This window comes from Sanguibacter sp. HDW7, from assembly GCF_011300875.1.
GTDB lineage: Bacteria > Actinomycetota > Actinomycetes > Actinomycetales > Cellulomonadaceae > Flavimobilis.
Genome location: NZ_CP049862.1, coordinates 1,032,142 through 1,044,336, shown reverse-complemented (window position 1 = coordinate 1,044,336; position 12,195 = coordinate 1,032,142). Strand labels below are relative to the sequence as shown.

The following is a 12,195-nucleotide window of genomic DNA, read 5'->3' as shown; positions in this document are numbered from 1 at the left end:
GGTCGAGCCTACGGTCGTTCGCAGGTGATCCCGTCGCCGTCACCGTCGCGGTAGAAGTAGTACTCGGGGTCGCGGTCACGGTAGTACGGGCCGGCGCCGTGGCGGATGGCCTCCTTGCACGTCCCGTAGTCGGGATCAAGGTCGTCCTTCGCGGACGGCTTCTGCGTGGGCTTGCCAGCGGGCTTGTCGGCAGGCTTCTCGGTCGGCTTGTCGCCGAGGACGACGACGCGGACGACGGAGTCGTCCGTCGGCAGCGGCTCGTTCGCGCACGACCCGAGGACGCGCTCCATCGCAGCCTTCTCCGCGGCCGTCACCCATAGGCCGTACGCGTGCTTGACCGCGATCTGGCGGGCGACGTACTGGCAGCGGAACTGCTTGCTTGGCGGCAGCCACGTCGCGGCGTCGCCGTCGCTCTTCAGCTGGTTGAGGGGACCGTCGACGGCAAGGAGGTTGAGCGGGTCGTTGCCGAACTGCGCGAGCGTGTCCTGGGACCAGCGCTGCGCGCCCTTCTGCCACGCGTCCGAGAGCGCGACGACGTGGTCGATCTGCACGTCGTTCGACGTCGCTGTGCCGCGCGTGAAGTCGATGCGGAGCGCAGAGTACGGGTCGGCGAGCACGCCGGACTCGACGACGCAGCCGTGGGTGCCGGGCTTGAGCGTGACGTCCGTGAGGTCGCGCCGCAGGATGTCGTTGCGGGTGTCGCAGCCGTTGCGGTCGAGATCGACCGCACGGTAGCGGAACGCGTCGCGGTCGTAGCCGGTCTTCGGAGCGCGGCCCTTGACCTTGAGCTCGCCGAGCGCGGCGGCCGCCGTCGTCGTCGAGGTGCCGCCGGTCGTGGGGTCGTCGCTGGGCTCGTCCATAGGGACGTCGGTGCCGACCGACCCGTCGGGGCTCTCGGCGTCGGGCGTCGCATCGTCGGGAGCGGCACCGCCCGAGCCTTCGGCGTCGGGTGTCGCGGAGCCGCCGGGGACCGTGCCTCCAGGGTCCATGTCCGCGCCGCCCGCGCCCGTGCTGAGGCTCGTCGCGACGTCGTCCGGCACGCGCCCGCCCGCCTCGCCGTCAGACGTCGACCCGCCCGACGTCGGCGTGGTGGCGGTGCCCGAGGCTGGCAGGTCCTCCGGCGGCACCTCGAGCGCCGCGCAACCTCCGAGCAGCACGAGGCTCAGCCCTGCGGCGGAGAGTCGCGCCGCACGCAGGCGTCCGCGGCCACCCTCATCCCTGCTCCCCATGCTGGGAGGCTACCCGAGCGGCGGCGAGCCTCCTGTGGGCCGAGGTCCCAGCGCGCCGCGCTGGCCCACCAGAGCCCGACGTCGGGTCGCGACGACGGGTCGCGGCGCCAGGTTGCGACGGCAGGTTGCGCTGCCGGGTCGCGACGACAGGTCGCAACGCCGGGTCGCGACGACAGGTCGCAACGCCGGGTCGCGGCGTCGGACCGCGGTGCCACGGCGCGATGCCAGAGCACGACGTCGCGGCGCGACATCACGGCGCGGTGTCAGGGTAGGCCCGTCTGCCGCGCGCGGCCGGTCCCCGTGACGATGACACCCTCACCGCCGAGCACATCCGCGAACGTCCCGACGAGCCAGGGATGCGCGGTCGTGCGCAGGATGACGGTGACGCTCGTCCCGTCCGTCGTCACATCGACGACCTCCATCGCACCCTCACCGTCCCACCGCGCGCCGAGGTACTCGTCGACCGACTCCCTGGCGCCCAGCTCCGTGACGACCGGCCCCTCGGCCCCCGGCTCGTGGATCGCTACGTAGACGTCGTCAGCCCCGACGTCTGCCGCGGCGAACGCTGCGGCGTTGTCGGCGACGGACACGAGCCGCTTGCGCTCGAGCAGCAGTCCCGACACCGCAGCGAGCGTCACCGCGATCGCGATCGCGAGGACAGCGGCCCCGATGACGAGGACGAGCACCTGACCGCTGTCGTCCCCGGCGCCCGGAAGCCACGACGGTCGTCGGTGCCGCGAGCACAGCGCCGTTCCGGCAGCGTGCGGGACGGAACCACCTGTTCCCGAGCGGCCGGGACGGGACCGGACCCGCCCGCCGTCTTCGACCACGGGACGCAACCCTGTCACGGCTCTTCCCGAAGGGTCTCGACGACACCACGGTGGTCCGCCGCGACAGTGAATGTCAGCCCGTCGAGCCCGAGCACGTCAGAGCCCGGCAGGACGACCTCGGCCGCGACCCGGACCGCGATCTGGGTGCCCGGGGTGAGGCACGGCGTCGCCGAGCACGTGACGTCGACCGTCGCGACCTGCGGCGAGAGCCCGTGGTCGTCGAGAGCGAGCGCCGCGACCGCGTCGGCCCGGCCCGCCGCCGTGCGGTCGTCGTCCGCGATGACGTACGCACGCACGACGTCGCGGGCCGCCCCCTCGGTCGCGAAGGCGGCCGCCTGGACGTCCGAGATCGCGACGACGAGATAGATGACCGGAAGCAGGAGCAGGACGACGGCCGCGACGAGCTCGACGGCCGCGCCGCCCTCGTCTCCGCTGACCGGGGGCATCACGATGGCTCCTGCAGGGCGTGCCCCTGAACCTGGAGCGTCCCCGTCGGGCCGATCAGCGCGACGATCGGCAGGGGCGCGGAGACACGCACCTCGACGAGCGTCACACCGTCCCGGACGATCGTGCTCGCGACGACGTCCTGCGCATACGAGACCGAGAGGTTCGTGGTCAAGAGCTCCTTCGCGCGCTGGCTCGCGTCGTCGAGCGTCATGCCCGAGCGCGCCCCGAGCCGCGCGCCCTCCGAGGCTGCGTCGATCGCGATCGTCCGGACGTGCAGCGCGAGCGCGAGCTGGACGACCGAGAGCAGCAGGAGCACGACGAAGGCCCCGGCGATGACGAACTCCGCGACGGCGGAACCCGCGTCGTCGGCGTATCCACAGGCGGCACGTGTGGTGTCGCGGGCAGCGTCGTCGGCACCTGTGGCGTCGGTGCCCGTCGCCTCAGCGGCGGACACTCGTGACGGCCTCGCGGAACACCTGAGGAAGCACTGTCTCCGCCGCCGCCCACACCGCGAGCACGACTCCTGCCGACATGATCGTCACTCGTGCGAGCGTTCGCCCTCCCACACCGGCACCACACTGATCTCCGCACGCGGCCGCCCAGGCTTCACGAGCACGTACGCGATCAGCTGCTTGAGCGCCCCGCGCCGCAACTCCACCGACAGCGTCTCCCAGTCCGCGAGCAGCGACGCCGCCACCTGCGGGGCCGGGGCCCTCCGCCCAGCGACCTGCGCCGCCAGCAGCCGCCCCGACAGGCCCGCGACCTTCTCCTCGAGCTCGCCCCGCACCACGAGGTACGCGTCCTCCGGGATCACCCCCGACAGGTGCGCGCGCGTGGCCCGCAGCAGCTCCTCGCGTGCCGCGGTGATCTCCCGCTCGAGGAACCGCGCCTGGTCGCGCGACCGCTGCGCGTGCGCGACGTCCTCGCTCGCGGCGCTCGTCGCGTCGTCAACCTCGGCGGCGACGTCGCGCAGCCAGTCCAGGACGTGCGCCTCGAGGAAGTGCATCATCACGTACCCGCCCGCGTGCACGCCGTCGGCGTTCTTCTTGCAGCGCATCTTCGCCGCCCGCGCGTGTCCGTGCAGGCCCGCCGTCATCCGTGCCCCGCACGCGCAGCGCACGAGCCCGGACAGCAGGTACTGCGATCGCTCCCCGGACCGTTCCACGCGCCGCTCCTGCCGGGAGACCTGGTACGCCTCCCACGTCGCCTCGTCGATGATCGGCTCGTGGATGCCGCGACGCAGCTCGTCGCCGACCGTGAAGTATCCGGCGCCGAAGCCGCGGTCGAGGACGCGGCGCAGCGTGCGTTCCGACCAGGCGCCCGTCGACCCGGGCGGCGTGTACCCCGGCACCGTCTCGTACCCGGACGCGTTGAGCCAGCGCACGAGGGAGTACACCGACTCCCCGCCGACGTACCGCTGGTACAGGTCGGCGAGCACGGGCCCCGTCACTGGGTCGGGCCGGTGGACCTTGCCGGCGGGGTCGTAGGTGTATCCGAAGCGGGGGCGGCCGTTGGCGGGGCGGCCGGTGGAGACGCGGCGGGCGTGGACCTCGCGCCAGACGTCGCCGATGCGCTCGGACTCGAAGGCGGCGAGCTCGGTCATGACGCCGCGCGCGAAGCGGCCCGCCGAGGTGGTGACGTCGATCGGTTCGGTCGCGGACTCGATGCGTCCGCCGGCGACCTCGGCGCGGTCGGCGGCGACCGCCCAGTCCCGCCGCGACCGCGAGAGCCTGGACCACTTCCACAGGACGATGACCTCGGCGCGCGACTCCTCGATCATCGACATGACGCGCTGCACCGCCGGGCGCGCCCACGTGCGCCCGGAGATTCCTGCGTCGGCCTCGACCGCGACGACGTCGTAGCCGCGCTGCTCGCAGTACTCGCGGCCGGCGTGCTCCTGGAGCTCGAGGCTGATGGACTCCTCGCGCGCGATGGACTGGCGCAGGTAGAGGACGGCGCGCGGCGGGGTGTCCGTGAGCGCGCGCGGGCGGGGTCGGATCATGCGATCACCCGCAGGAGCGACGGCGTCGTGGGCGGTGTCCAGGCGTCGATGATGTAGCGGGCGACGCCGAGCTCGCGCGCGAGCGCGCCGGGGTGCGGGCCGACGAGGGCCTCGGCGGCCGAGTACGCGTGCGGGGTGATGAGCAGGCGGGCGGCGTAGCGGTTGGCGCGGCGCTCCTGCATGTCGTGGGTGCGCGGGTCGTCGACGGCGACGTCGGCGTAGTGCGCGTGTCCGAGCTCGTGGGCGAGCGTGGACCGCTGGAGCACCGTGCTCATCCGGCTGTTGAGGACGATGAGTCGGTGTGCGTGGCGGTACTCGCCTCGGCGTCGGCCGAGCGGCCTGGAGGCGACGTTGACTCCGAGGTGTCGCGCGTGGTCGAGCAGATCGTCCAAGGGCCCTGACCCTCTCTTCCCTGTCGGTGCGGTGGTGATGGGTCGAGCATGCCTCATGGGTGTGACAACGCGTGACGGATGCGTCACGCACCTGTCACGCATCCGTCACGCGGTCCGACTCGACGAGCCTGCGCGGGTGGCGCGGACGGTCGGTGACGGATCGCACCTGTCACGTGTCACGCCCTGATCGTGACGCGTCGCGGATGCATTTCTGCAGGTGTGACAGGTGTGACGCGTCTTCTCAGTTGGGCGCTGTGACAGGTGACAGGTTCTCTCTAGTTGCACGCGTCACGCGGGCGCACGTACACAGGCGTGAGCCGCTCAACATCGGAACACGTGTCACCTGTCACCGGAGGTCTCTACTGGCCGCGCAGGTAGGTCGCGTTGACCTGCTCGGCGATCCGGTACACGCCGAACAGGACGTTGATCGTCGCGACCGTGCCAGCGATCCCGGCGAAGACGAACCAGCCCGCTGCGTCGCGGGCGCCGTCGTATCCCTGCGCCGAGGTGATCGCCCCGATGACGGCGCAGATGCAGGCCGTGAACGCGAAGGCGATGCCGACGCCGACCGGCACCCCGCCGCCCCGGAGCGGGCGCGGGCTCGCGTCGCGGGTCTCGCCAGTCCAGCGGGTGCCGTCGTAGAAGCGCTCCGTGCCAGGCGCTGACGGATCGGGGTGCCATCCACGCTCGGTGGGGCGCGGCGCGTTCGTGGCGGTGAGGTCCACCTCGGGGTGCTGGGCGCTCACGGTTCGATCTCCCTGTCTTCGTCTTCGGTCTCGTGGTCGTGGCCGCGGGCGTCGTCGGCGACCAGGTCGAAGTCGTCGCGATCGGGCGCCCGGTTGAGCTCGGGATCGAAGCCGCCGACTGGCTCGCGATGATCGCGCTCAGCCGTTCGTGCAAACCGTCGCGCGATCTCGGCAAGAAGTTCGGCGTCACTAGCCTCCTGCACCGACACGGGCAGTTGGTACATCGCAACCTTGCGCCTGCCGACCTGCTCGGTGACGTAGGCGGGGCGCACGGAGGTGGGCGCGCTGCCGGCAAGTACCGCAGAGACGCTGCCCTCGACCCAGCCGAGGGCCTGTTCGAGTTTCGCGATCGTGGTCGTGCTGTAGGACTCGCGTCGCCCGTTCTCGATCTCGCCGACGATGCGCGCCGAGACGCCCATCTTGTCGGCAAGCGCCTTGGAAGTGTCGAGGCCCGTGCGTGCGCGCGCATGGACAACTTCGCGCCCTAGTCGGGCCCAGTCTCTTTCGCTCACAGGTCCAGCGTGGTGGATCGAGGGAAGAAACACCAGCCGATCGAGCGGCATGAACCCGCACGTCGATGCGGAAAACCAGGCATGAAACTACTTTCCTGTGGTTCCCACGCGACCTGCGGAAACGCATCTGTTCGCCTCCGTTCCTGCCGCCCCGCTTGACATGTTCCCGCTTGTTCCTGCACGATGTGGAACATGCAGAACACCGAACCGGAACGAAAGCGCACCGGAGCCACCCTGCGGGCCCTGCGTGAGGCCTACGGCATCCGCCAGGGCGCGTTCGCCACCGCCCTCGAGATCTCGCACTCGTACCTCGCGAACATCGAGGCCGGCCGCAAGCCGCTCACCCCCGAGCTCGCACGCAAGGCCGCCGACGCCCTCGGCGTCCCGCTCGCCGCACTCGTCCTCGAGCTGGAGACGGTCTGACGTGGCTGCCACGACGCGCACCGCGGCGATCACCGCCGCCGGCACCTCCATCGCCCAGGCCTACGCCCTGCGCGACTCCCTCCCCGTCGAGGAAGCCGCGCGGATCGCGTACACGCCGACCGGTCCCACGCTCGCCGAGCTCGAGGACCGTATCCGCGCCCAGCGCGCCACCCAGACCGCCGACGCGGCCTGACCCCAGACACGACGAAGCCCGGCCCCACGACCAAGCAGAACCGGGCTTCACCGACTTACGAGAGGCATCCTCCCATGAGCACCCGACGCAACCCCTACGAGCCGCCGCTCCTCGCGCTCGTCCCGGCCGGGCCCCGCCACCACGCCGGACCCCACACCCGCGAGCAGCGCACCGCCGAGCTCGTCGCCCGCGCCCGCGCCAACGGCCGCCACGTCGACCCGCTGCGCGGCCGCCACCACCACGTCGGCGCTGGCCTGCGGGTCCGCGCGCTCATCCACGAGCGCGCCACCCACGTCCAGTCGGTCCGTGCGATCACGGGCGGTGAGCCCGCATGACGCGCCACGACATGGCGATCGCGCTCGACGTCGAGCGCCACGACGCCGCCCTCGAAGCCGCGAACCGCAAGGTGACCGTGCGCGTGACGTTCGACGTGCTCGCTGGCGAGCGCGGCCACGTCCTCGACGTCGAGATGACCCACGAGGACGCGACGTGCCTGGACGACCTCGACCAGTTCGACGCGCAGCACCTCGCCGAGCAGATCGGCACGCACGCGCTCGACGTCGTGCCCGGTGCGGTCGACGTCGACGTGCACGTCGCCGAGACGCGCATCGCCGGATGGGTCCGCGTCAAGGGCGCCACCGGCGACATCGTCGCGCTCGCCTCGCTCGTCATCGCGTGGGCAGGAGCGGACCGATGAACCCGTGGATCGTCGTCGCGATCGCGACCGCCGCGCTCGTCGCCGGCTACGGCCTCGGCGTCGTCGAGCGCGCCACCGACGCCCGCGCGCTCGCGGGCCTGACGTTCGACGCGCTCGACGACGCCGACCTCGCCATGGGCATCCAGACCGACCTTGCCGTCCAGGCCGCCCGCACCGCGCACGTCGTGCACGCCGTCACCGGAGTCGTCATCGACGTCGACAAGCTCGTCTTCCCTGACGGCGGAACGTTTGCCGACCTCGCGGCTGCCGAGCGCGACGACGCGGACGAGGAGGTGGCGGCATGAGCGCGACGTTCAAGATCGGCGACCGCGTCCGCACCCGCCCCGGCATGGCCTTCCACCGGCAGGGCGTCGTCGTCGAGGTCCAGGCGCACGACCGCTACCCGCGCATCATCATCGAAGCCGCCCCCGACACCCCCGACACCCCCGTCGGGTCCGTGCGCGCCGCGTACTGGGCGGGCGAGCTCGAGCACGTCGACCCCCAGCCCGACACCGCACCGTCCGCGATCCCCATCGGGCGGCCCGTCATCCGCCTCGAGCGCGGAGCCCACGGCGCCCCTCACCGCGTCGTGTGCACCCACTGCCCGTGGACGTACTCCTCCGACGCGCTCGTCGTCGTCCGCGAGCACGCCAACTATCACCGCGGCCAGCACCGCGCCGGCCTGATCGAGGGGACGCGATGAGCGACGTCGACCCGATCATCGCGTGGGCGTCCGATGGCGACCGCCACACCCTCGACGTCACGCTCGTCGATCTGCTCGGCGAGGTGCCGCGCGAAGCCGTCATGGTCCACCCCGACGGGACGGTGAGCCTCGCATGAGAGCGACCCGCACGGGCCTGGACATGACGCAGCTCGCCCCGTCCGTCGACGCCGCGATCGTCCTGTACGGCGTCGACCTCGCCACGCAGCGTGCCGCAGCCCGCACCGTCGCCGCGGGCGCGCGCGACGTCGCTGACGCCCGCCACCTCATCGCCGTCCTCGGCATCCCCCAGGAGGCCCTCATGCCCGAGAACCCCGCCATCGCCCGCCCGCTCGTCACCGTCTCCAACGCGACCAGCACGCGCCGCATCGCCCGCTGCGGGCACTGCGCCTGGGAGTACGCCAACACGGTCAAGAGCGACGTTGAGTACCAGGCGCGCATGCACCGCGGGCAGCACCGCACAGGCTCGATCCCCGGGAGGGCCGCCTGATGACCTTCGACCAGACCGCCTACCGCAAGCGCTGGCAGTACGACCGCGACCGCGGCGTCATCCGCACCGTCCCCGCAGGGCCGGTCAAGACCCACATCGTGGGTCTGCTCGACGCCGGCCTCACCTACGGCGCGATCGCCGACCTGTCCGGCGTCGAGCTCTCCACCATCCACCGCATCCGCAAGTCCCACCGCACCAGCGTGCGCATCGCCCGCGCCGTGCTCGCAGTGCGCGCCGACCAGGTGCACACCCGGCCGAGCCACACCGGATTCGTGCCGAACGTCGGCGCACGCCGCCGCATCAGCGCACTCCTCGCCCTCGGCTGGACGCACATCCACATCAGCGAGGCCGCGGGCCTCCCGCCCCGTCGCAGCGGCGCCATCATGCACCAGCGCGGCACGTGGATCGCCCGAGACACCCACGACCGCATCATCACCGCGTACGACGCACTGTCCATGCGGCCGGGCCCGTCTGCGATCACCCGCAGGCGCGCCGCCGAGGCCAGGTACGCGCCGCCCCTCGCGTGGGACGACGACCGTCTCGACGACCCCACCGCGACGCCCGAGCACGGCTGGAACGCCACCCCGAACCAGCAGTTCACGACCAACGAGCGACGCGCGCAGGTCCGCTACCTCACCGAGCGCGGACACACCGCCGCCGAGATCGCCGAGCGCCTCGGCGTCACGACTCGCACCGTCGTGCGCGCCCGCGCCCGCACCGCCGCCTGACCGTGGCCGGCGCGTCCACCGCCGACCACACACCACCCCGCACCATCCACGACACGCCCACCCAGGAGCACACCGTGAACGACACCACCGCCACCCCCGCCCCGCTCACCGCCGACGACCTCATCGACATCGAGCAGCTCGCCGCCGAGCTCGCCAAGCGCCAGGACGCCATCGCCGCCGACGTCGACCGCATCGCCGAGATCAAGGCAATCCTCGCCACCCGCCTCCCCATCGGCTCGCTCGCCGTCGGCGACTACAAGGTCATCGTCAAGGCCGGCGCCCGCCGCCTGTCCACCAGCCGCCTGACCGCCGCGTTCCCCGTCGAGTCCTACCCGGCCCTGTACAAGGCCGCGCTCGACACGGCCGCCGTCAAGGAGCAGTTCGCGCCCGCCGCGCTCGCCGAGTACCAGGACCAGGGCAAGCCCACCGTCGAGGTCCGCTGACATGTCCGGCCTCGCGATCACCGCGTCCGTCAAGGGCGCCCGCACGCCGCCCACGATCCCCGACGACGTGCCGTTCGTCGTCATCGTCGGCGAGCACGACCAGGACCCCGAGCACCCCGCCCTCCGCTTCGACATCCACACCAACGCCGTCGGCGACGACGCCCACGAGACCGTCGACGCCCTCGCCGGGATGCTCCACGCCCTCTCCCACGCCATGACCGACGGTGCCCGCCTCGACCTGTCCACGGAGGTGACCCCGTGAGCTCGTGCACCGTCACCGACTGCACCCAGGACACCAGCAAGGGTGCTCACGGTCTCTGCGGCATGCACTACATGCGGCGCAAGCGCAGCGGCACGACCGGCAGTGCTGGCTACACGCGCCGCCCCGGCCGCACGGTCGCCGAGCGCGTCTACCCGCGTCTCATCACGAACCCCGAGACCGGCTGCTGGGAGTGGACCGGCGCCCTGCGCAACGGGTACGGCGCCGTCGGCATCGGCAAGTCCGTCCACTACGTCCACCGCTGGGTGTACGTCCAGCACGTCGGCCCGATCCCCACCGACTACGTGATCGACCACCTCTGCTGCAACCGCCGCTGCGCGAACCCGGAGCACCTCGAGGCCGTCACCGACGAGACCAACAAGGCCCGCGGAGGACACGCCCACGGAACCAGGAAGGAGACCGCACGATGACGCTCCACGTCCCCGACCAGCACGACCCCACGTCGTTCGACTACAGCGAGCTGCCCCCGTGGATCCAGCCGTTCGAAGGGGGCGACCCCAAGCAGTCGCTCCGCGACGTGCGCTCCATCATCGAGAACGCGATCGTCAACCACCCGCGCTCCTTGCAGAAGCGCATCGGCCCGTCCGAGATCGGCAACCCCTGCGACCACTGCCTCGCCGCCAAGCTCGCAGGCTGGCAGGAGACCGAGCGCGGCATCCCTTGGCTCACCACCATCGGCACCGCCGTCCATGCGTGGTGCGAGGACGTCTTCAACCTCCACGAGTCCGACCGCAACGCCCTGCACACCACCGGACGTCGGTGGCTGTCCGAGCAGAAGGTCATGGTCGGACACATCGGCGCAACGGAGGTGTGGGGCTCGACCGACCTCGTCGACGTCGTCACCGGCACCGTCATCGACTTCAAGGTCGTCGGGGCCAGCACCCTGCGCACCGCGAAGGCCGGCCCCTCGGCCGTGTACCGCGTGCAGGCCGACCTGTACGCCAAGGGCTGGAACGACTCCGGGCACCGCATCGAGCACGTCGCGATCGCCTACCTGCCCAGGAACGCCCAGTCCCTCGACGACGCGATCTGGTGGTCCGCGCCGCACGACCGCGGCCGCGCCGAGCGCGCCCTGGAGCGCGCCAACCAGCTGCACACGAACATCCTCGCGCTCGCCTCGATCTCCGTCGGTGCGCGTGACGCGTGGATCACGAGCCTGCCGCGCGCGCCCCGCTGCTGGGACTGCGCGCGCTACTCCGATGGGATCGGCATGACCGCTCCCGGCCACCGCGACCCGGTCGACTCCCTCGCCGGGCTCATCCCCGCCGCCTGACGGCACACCCAGGAAGAAGAACGAAGATGACGAACCAGCCCAGCGCCAATGACGTCCTCATGGGAGGCGGCGGCGTCCCCTCCGCCAAGTTCCCCAACCCCGGCGACACGATCAGCGGCCGCATCCTCGCCCCGCCGTCGGTCTACCAGGAGCGGGACTACGACCCGAACAACCCCGGCGGCGGCGCCCTCAAGACCTACCCGTCCGGCGACCCGATCATGTCGATCTACGTCGACCTCGCCACCGACCTGCGCGACCCCACCATCGACGGCGACGACGGCACCCGCCGCCTCTTCATCGAGGGCCGCTATCTCAAGGGCGACGTGCGCGACGCCGTGCGCAACGCCGGTGCGGCCGGCCTCGAGCCCGGCGGCGTGATCACGGTGTCGTTCACGCACCGCGAGGACCCGCAGGACAAGCGGTCGCGGAAGTACTGGCAGGCCGCGTACCAGTCCGCCGGGAACGCGGCGCTCATGGCGGGCGCGCCCGTCCAGGCACCCGCGCCGGTGCAGCAGACGGTCGCGGCACAGGTCATGCAGGCCGCGGCTCCCGCGCCCGTCCAGCAGGCCCCCGCCCCAGTGCAGCAGCCCGCGCCCGTCGCGGCTCCGATCGCCGTACCGCAGGCCCCCGCGCCCGCCGCCGCCCCGGCCGCAGCGCCCGACGCTGGCACGCTCGCCCGCCAGCTCATCGCTGTCGGCCTCGACGACACCTCCATCGCCGCCGCCACCGGCCTCACCCCCGACGTCATCGGCATCATCCGCGCCGCCTGACCGCGACGCGCCCCACGCC

General features: G+C 72.2%; 22 protein-coding genes. 14 read left to right on the top strand and 8 right to left on the bottom strand.

Annotation, left to right across the window (positions count from 1 at the left end; all coding sequences use genetic code 11):
- Positions 1 to 8: 8 nt before the first annotated feature.
- The 8 genes from G7063_RS04830 to G7063_RS04795 form a co-directional block, all read right to left on the bottom strand.
- Positions 9 to 1,229 carry a DUF1524 domain-containing protein gene (locus G7063_RS04830; protein ID WP_240916193.1) on the bottom strand — a complete coding sequence of 407 codons (1,221 nt, stop codon included), beginning with the start codon at positions 1,227 to 1,229 and terminating at the stop codon, positions 9 to 11.
- A 263-nt stretch (positions 1,230 to 1,492) separates the two neighbouring features.
- On the bottom strand, positions 1,493 to 1,915 hold the full coding sequence (locus G7063_RS04825) for a hypothetical protein (RefSeq protein WP_166413386.1): 423 nt from the start codon (positions 1,913 to 1,915) through the stop codon (positions 1,493 to 1,495).
- A gap of 158 nt (positions 1,916 to 2,073) precedes the next feature.
- Positions 2,074 to 2,505, bottom strand: a complete 432-nt coding sequence (locus G7063_RS04820; RefSeq protein WP_166413385.1) for a pilus assembly protein — start codon at positions 2,503 to 2,505, stop codon at positions 2,074 to 2,076.
- Entirely contained in the window at positions 2,505 to 2,960 is a 456-nt protein-coding gene (locus G7063_RS04815; protein WP_166413384.1) for a TadE/TadG family type IV pilus assembly protein, read from the bottom strand. The genes G7063_RS04820 and G7063_RS04815 overlap by 1 nt, the downstream gene beginning before the upstream one ends.
- Before the next feature lie 84 nt (positions 2,961 to 3,044).
- Positions 3,045 to 4,508: a recombinase family protein gene (locus tag G7063_RS04810; protein WP_166413383.1), complete on the bottom strand. Its 1,464-nt coding sequence runs from the start codon at positions 4,506 to 4,508 to the stop codon at positions 3,045 to 3,047.
- Complete coding sequence (locus G7063_RS04805; RefSeq protein ID WP_166413382.1) at positions 4,505 to 4,957, bottom strand: ImmA/IrrE family metallo-endopeptidase; 453 nt, start codon at positions 4,955 to 4,957, stop codon at positions 4,505 to 4,507. Before G7063_RS04805 ends, G7063_RS04810 begins: the two co-directional genes overlap by 4 nt.
- Before the next feature lie 302 nt (positions 4,958 to 5,259).
- Entirely contained in the window at positions 5,260 to 5,646 is a 387-nt protein-coding gene (locus G7063_RS04800; protein WP_166413381.1) for a DUF2510 domain-containing protein, read from the bottom strand.
- Positions 5,643 to 6,209: a helix-turn-helix transcriptional regulator gene (locus G7063_RS04795; protein WP_166413380.1), complete on the bottom strand. Its 567-nt coding sequence runs from the start codon at positions 6,207 to 6,209 to the stop codon at positions 5,643 to 5,645. Before G7063_RS04795 ends, G7063_RS04800 begins: the two co-directional genes overlap by 4 nt.
- A 141-nt stretch (positions 6,210 to 6,350) precedes the next feature.
- On the opposite strand from G7063_RS04795, the gene G7063_RS04790 reads away from it, so the two are divergent.
- The 14 genes from G7063_RS04790 (at position 6,351) to G7063_RS04725 (ending at position 12,176) form a co-directional block, all read left to right on the top strand.
- Entirely contained in the window at positions 6,351 to 6,581 is a 231-nt protein-coding gene (locus G7063_RS04790) for a helix-turn-helix domain-containing protein (RefSeq protein ID WP_166413379.1), read from the top strand.
- Position 6,582: 1 nt separating this feature from the next.
- Positions 6,583 to 6,774, top strand: a complete 192-nt coding sequence (locus tag G7063_RS04785; RefSeq protein WP_166413378.1) for a hypothetical protein — start codon at positions 6,583 to 6,585, stop codon at positions 6,772 to 6,774.
- Between the two features lie 74 nt (positions 6,775 to 6,848).
- A complete protein-coding gene (locus G7063_RS04780; protein ID WP_166413377.1) occupies positions 6,849 to 7,109 on the top strand; it encodes a hypothetical protein in 261 nt (86 codons plus the stop codon).
- The gene (locus tag G7063_RS04775; RefSeq protein WP_166413376.1) at positions 7,106 to 7,471 is read left to right on the top strand and encodes a hypothetical protein; all 366 of its coding nucleotides are present in this window, start codon (positions 7,106 to 7,108) and stop codon (positions 7,469 to 7,471) included. The genes G7063_RS04780 and G7063_RS04775 overlap by 4 nt, the downstream gene beginning before the upstream one ends.
- Positions 7,468 to 7,776, top strand: coding sequence for a hypothetical protein (locus G7063_RS04770; protein ID WP_166413375.1), 309 nt, complete (start codon positions 7,468 to 7,470; stop codon positions 7,774 to 7,776). The genes G7063_RS04775 and G7063_RS04770 overlap by 4 nt, the downstream gene beginning before the upstream one ends.
- Positions 7,773 to 8,174: a hypothetical protein gene (locus G7063_RS04765; RefSeq protein WP_166413374.1), complete on the top strand. Its 402-nt coding sequence runs from the start codon at positions 7,773 to 7,775 to the stop codon at positions 8,172 to 8,174. Before G7063_RS04770 ends, G7063_RS04765 begins: the two co-directional genes overlap by 4 nt.
- Positions 8,171 to 8,311, top strand: a complete 141-nt coding sequence (locus G7063_RS04760; RefSeq protein WP_166413373.1) for a hypothetical protein — start codon at positions 8,171 to 8,173, stop codon at positions 8,309 to 8,311. The genes G7063_RS04765 and G7063_RS04760 overlap by 4 nt, the downstream gene beginning before the upstream one ends.
- The gene (locus G7063_RS04755) at positions 8,308 to 8,682 is read left to right on the top strand and encodes a hypothetical protein (protein ID WP_166413372.1); all 375 of its coding nucleotides are present in this window, start codon (positions 8,308 to 8,310) and stop codon (positions 8,680 to 8,682) included. The genes G7063_RS04760 and G7063_RS04755 overlap by 4 nt, the downstream gene beginning before the upstream one ends.
- A complete protein-coding gene (locus G7063_RS04750; protein ID WP_166413371.1) occupies positions 8,682 to 9,410 on the top strand; it encodes a helix-turn-helix domain-containing protein in 729 nt (242 codons plus the stop codon). Before G7063_RS04755 ends, G7063_RS04750 begins: the two co-directional genes overlap by 1 nt.
- A 74-nt stretch (positions 9,411 to 9,484) precedes the next feature.
- Complete coding sequence (locus tag G7063_RS04745) at positions 9,485 to 9,853, top strand: hypothetical protein (RefSeq protein ID WP_166413370.1); 369 nt, start codon at positions 9,485 to 9,487, stop codon at positions 9,851 to 9,853.
- A 1-nt stretch (position 9,854) separates the two neighbouring features.
- Entirely contained in the window at positions 9,855 to 10,115 is a 261-nt protein-coding gene (locus G7063_RS04740; RefSeq protein ID WP_166413369.1) for a hypothetical protein, read from the top strand.
- Complete coding sequence (locus G7063_RS04735) at positions 10,112 to 10,543, top strand: HNH endonuclease signature motif containing protein (protein WP_206188209.1); 432 nt, start codon at positions 10,112 to 10,114, stop codon at positions 10,541 to 10,543. Before G7063_RS04740 ends, G7063_RS04735 begins: the two co-directional genes overlap by 4 nt.
- Positions 10,540 to 11,406: a hypothetical protein gene (locus G7063_RS04730; protein WP_166413368.1), complete on the top strand. Its 867-nt coding sequence runs from the start codon at positions 10,540 to 10,542 to the stop codon at positions 11,404 to 11,406. Before G7063_RS04735 ends, G7063_RS04730 begins: the two co-directional genes overlap by 4 nt.
- Before the next feature lie 26 nt (positions 11,407 to 11,432).
- Positions 11,433 to 12,176, top strand: coding sequence for a hypothetical protein (locus G7063_RS04725; RefSeq protein ID WP_166412508.1), 744 nt, complete (start codon positions 11,433 to 11,435; stop codon positions 12,174 to 12,176).
- Positions 12,177 to 12,195 lie beyond the last annotated feature (19 nt).

Coding starts and splice junctions, on each gene's coding strand:
- G7063_RS04830 (WP_240916193.1), bottom strand. CDS start 1,229: ATGGGGAGCAGGGATGAGGGTGGCCGCGGACGCCTGCGTGCGGCGCGA.
- G7063_RS04820 (WP_166413385.1), bottom strand. CDS start 2,505: ATGCCCCCGGTCAGCGGAGACGAGGGCGGCGCGGCCGTCGAGCTCGTC.
- G7063_RS04810 (WP_166413383.1), bottom strand. CDS start 4,508: ATGATCCGACCCCGCCCGCGCGCGCTCACGGACACCCCGCCGCGCGCC.
- G7063_RS04805 (WP_166413382.1), bottom strand. CDS start 4,957: ATGAGGCATGCTCGACCCATCACCACCGCACCGACAGGGAAGAGAGGG.
- G7063_RS04795 (WP_166413380.1), bottom strand. CDS start 6,209: ATGCCGCTCGATCGGCTGGTGTTTCTTCCCTCGATCCACCACGCTGGA.
- G7063_RS04790 (WP_166413379.1), top strand. CDS start 6,351: ATGCAGAACACCGAACCGGAACGAAAGCGCACCGGAGCCACCCTGCGG.
- G7063_RS04780 (WP_166413377.1), top strand. CDS start 6,849: ATGAGCACCCGACGCAACCCCTACGAGCCGCCGCTCCTCGCGCTCGTC.
- G7063_RS04775 (WP_166413376.1), top strand. CDS start 7,106: ATGACGCGCCACGACATGGCGATCGCGCTCGACGTCGAGCGCCACGAC.
- G7063_RS04770 (WP_166413375.1), top strand. CDS start 7,468: ATGAACCCGTGGATCGTCGTCGCGATCGCGACCGCCGCGCTCGTCGCC.
- G7063_RS04765 (WP_166413374.1), top strand. CDS start 7,773: ATGAGCGCGACGTTCAAGATCGGCGACCGCGTCCGCACCCGCCCCGGC.
- G7063_RS04760 (WP_166413373.1), top strand. CDS start 8,171: ATGAGCGACGTCGACCCGATCATCGCGTGGGCGTCCGATGGCGACCGC.
- G7063_RS04755 (WP_166413372.1), top strand. CDS start 8,308: ATGAGAGCGACCCGCACGGGCCTGGACATGACGCAGCTCGCCCCGTCC.
- G7063_RS04750 (WP_166413371.1), top strand. CDS start 8,682: ATGACCTTCGACCAGACCGCCTACCGCAAGCGCTGGCAGTACGACCGC.
- G7063_RS04740 (WP_166413369.1), top strand. CDS start 9,855: ATGTCCGGCCTCGCGATCACCGCGTCCGTCAAGGGCGCCCGCACGCCG.
- G7063_RS04730 (WP_166413368.1), top strand. CDS start 10,540: ATGACGCTCCACGTCCCCGACCAGCACGACCCCACGTCGTTCGACTAC.
- G7063_RS04725 (WP_166412508.1), top strand. CDS start 11,433: ATGACGAACCAGCCCAGCGCCAATGACGTCCTCATGGGAGGCGGCGGC.